The organism is Streptomyces sp. NPDC031132, from assembly GCF_055570595.1.
In genome coordinates, this window is sequence record NZ_JBVIGX010000054.1 from 22,695 (window position 1) to 30,626 (window position 7,932).

Below are 7,932 nucleotides of genomic sequence, written 5' to 3' on the forward strand. Positions count from 1 at the left end.
ACACCGCAAGCTCCGCAGCGGCTTGTCCCGCCCGGCACCGAGTTGTCTTGAACGGCCGACCCACTTCCCTGAAGGTGGGGTGATCTGTGAAGTTCTCCGATTCCCGGGCCTGTTTGCTGAGGGGTTGATCTGTGTGCGTTCGTTCGGTGCGTCGTCTGCGCATAAAGGCATGTGGCGGGCGCAGGAAATGGCTCCCGACACGCCGAACCATGCGCTGACCATGTGGGATGTGGACGGTGAGCTGGACACGGCCGTCATCGAATCCGCATTCCTCCACGTCATGGGCGAGGCGGAGGTGCTGCGCGTCAACTTCGTCGACGACGGCAGCGGGCTGCGCCTCGTACCCCGGGAACTGGGGGACTGGCGGCCCTTCTTCCTGGACCTCAGTGCCGAGGCCGATCCCGAGCAGGCGGCGCGCGAAGCGCTGGCCGACATGGTGCGGCAGCCGTTCGACCTGTCGAAGGACCTGCTGTTCCGACTGGGCGTGGTCAAGCTCGCCGGGGCCCGCTCCCTCCTGGTGATCGCCTACCACCACCTCATCTCGGACGGCTTCGGCGCGGGCGGCCTGCTCTCGAAGCGCCTCGCCGAGGTCTACACGGCGCTGGTGCGGGGCGAGGACGTACCGGAGATGCCGCACCCGTGGGACGCCGAGTCCTTCGCGGCGGAGGCCACGGACTACCTCGCGTCCCCGAAGTTCACCGAGGACATGGACTTCTGGCGCGACTACCTGAAGGATGCGCCGGCGCCCGCGCAGGTCCCGCGCGTCGCCCTGTCCGACTCGATGCGGGCCGCGCTCTCCGAGCCGATGAGCAGCGCCGACCGCTGGTCGGAGGTGGCCGAGACCATCGGCATGGTGAGCCGGACGCTGACCGTCCCGCGCGCCGAGGCCGACGTGTGGACCGAGACCGCGACGACCATGGGCGTGTGGATGTCGCAGATGCTGACCGCGGCCGCGGCGGTGTTCTTCCGGCACCGCTGCGACCGTCCGGAGTTCCTCCTCTCCCTGGCCGTGGGCAACCGCGTCGGCGTGGCGAGCAGGACGCCCGGCCTGGCCGTGAACGTGGTGCCGGTGCGGGTGTCGGTCCCGCTCGGCGCGAGCTTCGCCGAGATCGCCGACGCCATGGTCGACGAGACGTACGAGCTCTTCGGCCACACCGCCTGCCACTACTCGGACATCCAGCGCGCGAGCGGAACCGTCCTGAGCGGCCGCGGCAGTTTCGGCGCCGTCATGAACGTCGTCGAGTTCGTGGAGCAGCTCCACTTCGCCGACAGCCCGGCGCGCTACTCCGGCGCCACGACCGGCACCTTCGAGGAGCTGTCGATCGGCGTCTACACCGACGGGAGCGCCGACAGCGACCTCTACATCCGGCTCGACGCCCCTGCGAGCCTGTACCACCGCGCGGAGCTGCGCTTCCTCGGCGAGGAGCTGATCGCGCACATCCGCGCCGTGGTGGCCGCCGGTACGCAGCCGATCGGTGCGCTGGACGTGGTCGGCGGTGTCGAGCGCGACGGCGTCCTGACGGCACCGAACGACACGGACGCGCCGCTGCCGGGCCTGACGGTTCCCGAGCTGTTCGCCCGGCAGGTGGAGCGGGACCCCTACGCCATCGCCATGGTGTCCGGCGACTCGGAGGTCTCGTACCGGGAGCTGGACGAGCGCTCGAGCCGTCTCGCCGAGGCGCTGCGACGGCAGCACGTCGGACCCGAGACGGTCGTCGCTGTGGCGATGCCCCGGTCGGTGGACCTCGCCGTCGCCCTGCTGGGCGTGGTGAAGGCGGGCGGGGCCTACCTGCCGATCGACCCGACGCTCCCGGCGGAGCAGATCAAGACGCAGATCGGCGACGCCTCGGCGGCCGCACTGCTCGCCGATGCGGCGACGGCCGGCGCACTGTCCTCCGGCCTGGACGTGCCGGCGATCGTGTTCGACGACATCCGCGCGGACACCGCCGACGACGCCGCCAACGGCGCGCCGGAGACTGCGGTCGCCTCGCACCAGGACAGCCTGCTGGCCGTGATGCACGGCTCCGCAACGACCGGTGCGGCCACGGGAGTCGCCGTGACGCACCGGAACATGGAGCGGTTCGTCAAGGACCGCCACTGCAAGGAGGCCGGCAACGGCACGGTGCTGTGGCACGCGCCGCACACCGCCGACGTGCTCGCCCTCGAACTGTGGGTGCCGCTGCTGAACGGCGGCCGCGTGGTCGTGGCTCCTGCGGGGGAGCTCGACATCGACGCGCTGACCGCCGTGCGAGCGGCGCACGAGATCTCCACGGTGTGGCTGCCCGCGGGCCGGTTCTCCGCGATCGCGGCAGAACGCCCCGACTGCCTCGCCGGGCTGCGCGAGGTGTGGACCGGTGGTGACCGCGTGTCCACGGCCGCGCTGCGCCGGGTCCGCGAGGCCTGCCCCGAGCTGACGATCGTCACCGGCCACGGCCTGACGGAAACGACCGTCTTCGCCGCGTGCCAGCGCCTGGCCGCGGACGAACCCGTGCGCCTCGCGTCCGCGGTCGGCCGCCCGATGGACAACACCGCCCTCTACGTGCTGGGTCCGGGGCTCGCGCCGGTCCCCGTCGGCGTGACCGGAGAGCTGTACGTGGCCGGGCCCGGCGTGGCCCGTGGATACGCCGGGCGGCCCGGGCCGACCGCGGAGCGGTTCGTACCCTGCCCGTTCGGTCCGGCCGGCACCCTCATGTACCGGACCGGAGACCGGGTGCGCTGGGGTACCGGCGGTCGGCTCGAGTACGTGGCCCGGGCCGACGCCCAGGTCGATGTACGTGGCGTTCGAGTCGAATTGGCCGAGGTCGAAGAGGTGCTGTCCGAGCACAGCGGCCTTGCACAGTCGGTCGTGGTCGTCAAGGCGGACGGTTCCGGGCAGCAGCGGCTGGTGGCCTATGTGGTCCCGGTCCGCGGCCAGGCCGTCTCGGGCGAAGAGCTGCGCCGGTTCGCCGCGGGGTGGCTGCCGGAGTCGATGGTGCCGTCGGTGTTCACGGTGCTGGAACGCCTGCCGGTGACGGTCAACGGGACGGTGGACCGGGCGGCGCTGCCGGAGCCCGAGTTCGACGCCGGCAAGTACCGGGCGCCGCGCAACGAGACCGAGCGGGTGCTGGCCGCGGCGTTCGCCGACGTGCTCGAGCTGGACCGGGTCGGCATCGACGAGGACTTCTTCGACCTCGGAGGCAACTCGCTGCGGGCGATCAGGCTGGTCGGCCTGATCCGGGCGGAGCTGAACCAGGAGGTGTCGATCCGCAGGCTGTTCGCGGCCCGCACCATCACCGGTCTCTCGGACATGTGGAAGGACCTCGCCCAGTCCAGCAGGCCGACCCTGCGCAGGAGGACGAGGGAAGGCGCCGTTCTCTGACCGCGCCGTCACACCGAACGCCCGCGGCCCCTGAGCAAGGGGCCGCGGGCGTTCGTGTTGCACGCCGGCTTGCCCGGCCGCCGGCTTCGAGCAGGGCTCAAGTGGGCCACCAGCGGCCTCCGGTGAACTTCCGACGGGGTTCAGCCCGCGCTGGATCGAACCGTATGCGCGGTCGCGTACGGCGTTCGTGGTTGAAGCCGGTGTGGTGGCGCGAATGCATCGCCGTCAAGAAAACCGCATGAGCGGTTTGTTATTGTCCTCGAGTCCTGCCTCTTCTTGCTCTGCCGATCCGATGGGAGTCCACTCGCCGTGGCCACCTTCCTTTACAAACTCGGCCGCCTGGCGTTCCGGCGCCGATGGCTGCTGGTCGTCCTGTGGGTGCTGATCTTCGGCGGCGTCGGAGTCGCGGCGTCCTCCGCACCCCCGCCCCCCGCCGACACCTTCTCCATGCCGGGCACCGAGTCGCAGAAGGCGTTCGACCTGCTCAAGGAGAAGTTCCCCACGGCCAGCGCCACCGGCGCCAGCGCCCGCGTCGTCGTCCGCGCCCCCCAGGGCGCCAAGATCTCCGACGAGGGCCCGAAGGCCGGCGTCACCGAGCTGCTCGGGAACCTGTCCAAGGCCCCCGAGGTCATCGGCGCGACCGACCCCTACCAGGCCAACACCATCAGCAAGGACGGCACCACCGCCTACGCGGTGGTCACCTACAAGGTTCCCGGCCCCGAGGTGAGCGACGAGGCCCACGACGCCTTCGACGAGATCACCGAGAAGGCGCGGGCCGGCGGACTGACCGTCGAGGCCGGCGGTGACGCCGTCAAGATCAAGGCCGAGATGGGCGGTTCGGGCGAAGGCATCGGCATCCTGGTCTCCGCCATAGTCCTGCTGCTGACCTTCGGCTCGATGATCGCGGCCGGCATGCCGCTCCTGACCGCCACCATCGGCGTCTCCATCGGCATCTCCGGCATCACCGCGCTCGGCAGCACGTTCGGGCTCTCCGCCACCACCTCGACGCTGGCGATGATGCTCGGCCTCGCCGTCGGCATCGACTACGCGCTGTTCATCGTCTCCCGCTACCGCTCGGAGATGGCGGAGGGCCGCGACCGCGAGGAGGCCGCAGGACGCGCCGTCGGCACGGCCGGCTCGGCCGTCGTCTTCGCCGGCCTCACGGTCATCATCGCGCTGGCCGGCCTGTCCGTCGTGAACGTCCCGCTGCTCACCAAGATGGGCCTGGCCGCCTCCGGCACGGTCGCCGTCGCCGTCCTCATCGCGCTGACGCTGGTTCCCGCGCTGCTCGGCTTCGCCCCGTTCAAGGTGCTGCCCCGCCGCGAGCGCCACCTGTTCTGGAGCGGACCGCTGTCGGCCCGCAAGCAGCGCGTGTCCGCCAAGCGCGCCGCCAAGGCCGCCGCGCGCGCCGCGAAGAAGGACCCGAACAAGCCGAACCTCGGCTCCCGCTGGGCCGGCTACGTGCTCCGCAACCCGATCGCCGTCCTGCTCGTCGGCGTCGTGAGCCTGGGTACGCTCGCGGTGCCCGCCGCCAGCCTGGAGCTCGGCCTGCCGGGCGAGGGCACCATGTCGACGGAGATGACCCAGCGCAAGGCGTACGACATGCTGTCCGAGTCCTTCGGCGCCGGCTTCAACGGCCCGCTGATGGTCACGGTCAGCGCCAAGGACGCCAAGGCCGCCGGCGACACCGTCGGCCAGGCCCTCGCCAAGGTGGACGGGGTGGCCTCGGTCTCCCCGGCCGTCGCCAACGAGGCCGGCGACACCGCCATCCTCAACGTCGTCCCGAACACCGGTCCGGCCGACAAGAAGACCGAGGACCTCGTCCACCACCTCCGCGCCCTCGCGGGCGGCCTGGAGGAGCAGACCTCCGGCGAGGTGCTGATCACCGGCCAGACCGCGATGCTCATCGACTTCTCGAAGACGCTGGACGACGCGTTCGTGCCCTACCTCGGCCTGGTCGTCGGCCTGGCCTTCGTCCTGCTGGTCCTGGTCTTCCGCTCGCTGCTCGTGCCGCTGAAGGCGGCCCTCGGCTTCCTCCTGTCGGTCAGCGCGGCCCTCGGCGCCGTCGTCGCGGTCTTCCAGTGGGGCTGGCTGAAGGACGTCTTCGGCATCGACCAGACCGGTCCGATCATGAGCACCATGCCGATCTTCATGATCGGCATCGTCTTCGGCCTGGCCATGGACTACGAGGTCTTCCTGGTCTCCCGGATGCGCGAGGCCTACGTCCACGGCGCAGGCCCGGACGAGGCCGTGGCCACCGGCTTCCGCTACAGCGGCCGCGTCGTCACCGCCGCGGCGGCCATCATGATCAGCGTGTTCTCCGGCTTCATCCTGGACGCGAACGACATGATCCAGATGATCGGCTTCGGGCTGGCGACGGCCATTCTCTTCGACGCCTTCGTCGTCCGCATGGCCATCGTGCCCGCCCTGTTCGCCCTGCTCGGCAAGGCCGCCTGGTGGCTGCCCCGCTGGCTCGACGCGCTCCTGCCGAACGTCGACGTGGAGGGCGAGAAGCTCAACCGCATCGTGGCCCGCTCGGTCCCGGTCCCCGAGCGAGAGCTCGCGGACCGCGTCTCCTAGCGGATCCCCGCAAGGGGACACACACCGCGGACTCCCGCGGCGGACCGGCCCCCGTCCGGACCGTCAGGGAGCCGCACACCTGGCCGGCCCGGTGGCATCAGCCACCGGGCCGGCCGTCGTCTCCGGCACGGCCCGCGGCCCTCACTGATCCGGGATGTCGACGCCCGCCGCGCGGAGGTTCGCCTCGAGCAGCTCGGTCAGCCGGGCAGCCGCCGGCGCCTGGTCCTCCCGGTGGTGGTTGATGAGCCCGTAGCGGGTGGCGGCGTCGGGCCTGGCCTGGAACTCGGCCGGCATCGACAGCAGTTCGCGGTTGGCCAGCACCTTGGCGGCCAGGGCGGACGCGAGCTCGTCCAGCCGCGGGTCGTCCGGATCCCACGACTCGGCCTCCTGGCAGAGCTTCATCAGCTCGACGTACTGGGGGTCGCCGAGCTGGCGCTCGAGCTGGCTCAGGAAGCTGTCGAAGACCTCCGGCACCAGGGCGCGGGCCAGAATCAGGGCCTCCTGCTGGATGGCCACGTACTCGGCACCGAAGCCGAGCTCCGCGAACCGGTCCAAGGCCACGCACGCGCGCTCGGGCAGCAGCAACCGGTCGCCGGCGGCGAGCCGGTGCAGCACCGCGCGCCGCGCGATCAGCTCCTCGATCCGATCGGTGAGCCGCCGCTCGACGTCGTCCAGGGCGGAGACGAACTGCTCGGGATCGGCGTCGAGCAGATCTCCGACCTCGGCCAGCGGCACGCCCGCGTCGGCGAGCGTCCGGGCCTGGACCAGCCGCAGCATGTCGGACGATCCGTACCGGCGATATCCGGAGCTGTCGCGCTCCGGTTCGTCGACCAGGCCGAGCCGGTGGTAGTGGCGCACGGTCTTCACCGTGACGCCGGCGAACGCGGCCGCCTGACCGATCGTGAGTCCGTACACCATGGGCTCAGCGGGCCCTCTGGTCGTGCGCGGCCGCGGTCTCGCGCACGGCCGCGGCGATGGCTCGGAAGTCTTTGGCCAGGATCTTGGAGTGGTTGCTCGCGACCTTCGCGCTCACCTTGACGTTCGGGTTCCGGGCGAGGACGGGATCGAGGGCGGTCCGCATCTTCTCCATCTCCTCCTGGCCCCCGCCGAGGCTGGCACCCGTGGCGAGGACGTACCGCACCGGGCAGGTCAGGCGGTCGAGGACGGGCTCGATGGCGGCGTTGATCTCGTTGGCCTCGATGTTGATGTCGGCATGCTGGTCCGCGGTCATCCGCGCGGCCAGGCCCAGCGGACGCACCAGCGGCAGCAGCCACCGCATCCGGCGGAACAGGCGCCGGATCCGCTCACGGCCCTCCTCGCCGGTCAGACCGTACGGAATGCCGCCGTCCACCGGCACGATCCCCACGACGCGGCCCGGATTCCGGTCGGCCCAGTGCGCCGCGAGCGCCGCACCGTACGACCAGCCGACGAGCAGCGGCCGCTCCACCCCGGTCGCCTCGAGGACGGCGTCGAGGTCGCGGACGCACGCCTCGAAGGAGTAGTCCGCCGACCGCTTCGAACGGCCGCGGGCCCGCTCGTCGTACGTGATGTGCCGCCAGCCGGAGTCGAGTTCGGCGATCACGGGCCGCCAGGGCCGGGAGTCGGCATAGGAGCCGTTCAGATAGACGACGGGACGGCCGGGGCCGCGCGTGTCGGTGACGGCCAGGGCCGTGTCGTCGACAGGGACCATGCCGGTCCAGGGCGAGGAAGTGGAATTGGTCATGCCATCAGCGTCCACCCTGCCCCAGGGTCAAGGTCAACCCACCATATTGAGCCGCACTCCGGGCATCGCGGCGGAACACGAAGACCCCCGGTGGGGGGGGGGGGGGGGGGGGAGGGGGGAGGGGGGGGGGGGGGAGGAGGGGGGGAGGGGGGGGGGGGGGGGGGGAGGGGGGGGAGGGGAGGGGGGGGGGGGGGGGGGGGGGTGGGGGGGGGGGGTTGTCGATCAGCGGGGGGATCGCCCGGCTGCTGGGCGGGGAGATCCACGCGGCGAG

4 protein-coding genes are annotated in these 7,932 nt (G+C 71.6%); 2 read left to right on the forward strand and 2 right to left on the reverse strand.

All coding sequences use genetic code 11. The features are described from left to right. Nucleotides 1–133 precede the first annotated feature (133 nt). Nucleotides 134–3,358, forward strand: a complete 3,225-nt coding sequence (locus ACZ49B_RS36890; RefSeq protein WP_468315081.1) for a non-ribosomal peptide synthetase — start codon at nucleotides 134–136, stop codon at nucleotides 3,356–3,358. A 309-nt stretch (nucleotides 3,359–3,667) separates the two neighbouring features. Beyond that, nucleotides 3,668–5,938, forward strand: a complete 2,271-nt coding sequence (locus ACZ49B_RS36895; RefSeq protein WP_468315072.1) for an MMPL family transporter — start codon at nucleotides 3,668–3,670, stop codon at nucleotides 5,936–5,938. A 141-nt stretch (nucleotides 5,939–6,079) separates the two neighbouring features. On the opposite strand, the gene ACZ49B_RS36900 is transcribed toward ACZ49B_RS36895, so the two are convergent. Continuing rightward, complete coding sequence (locus tag ACZ49B_RS36900) at nucleotides 6,080–6,856, reverse strand: MerR family transcriptional regulator (protein ID WP_468315074.1); 777 nt, start codon at nucleotides 6,854–6,856, stop codon at nucleotides 6,080–6,082. Nucleotides 6,857–6,860: 4 nt separating this feature from the next. Further along, nucleotides 6,861–7,661, reverse strand: a complete 801-nt coding sequence (locus ACZ49B_RS36905; protein WP_468315077.1) for an alpha/beta fold hydrolase — start codon at nucleotides 7,659–7,661, stop codon at nucleotides 6,861–6,863. Nucleotides 7,662–7,932 lie beyond the last annotated feature (271 nt).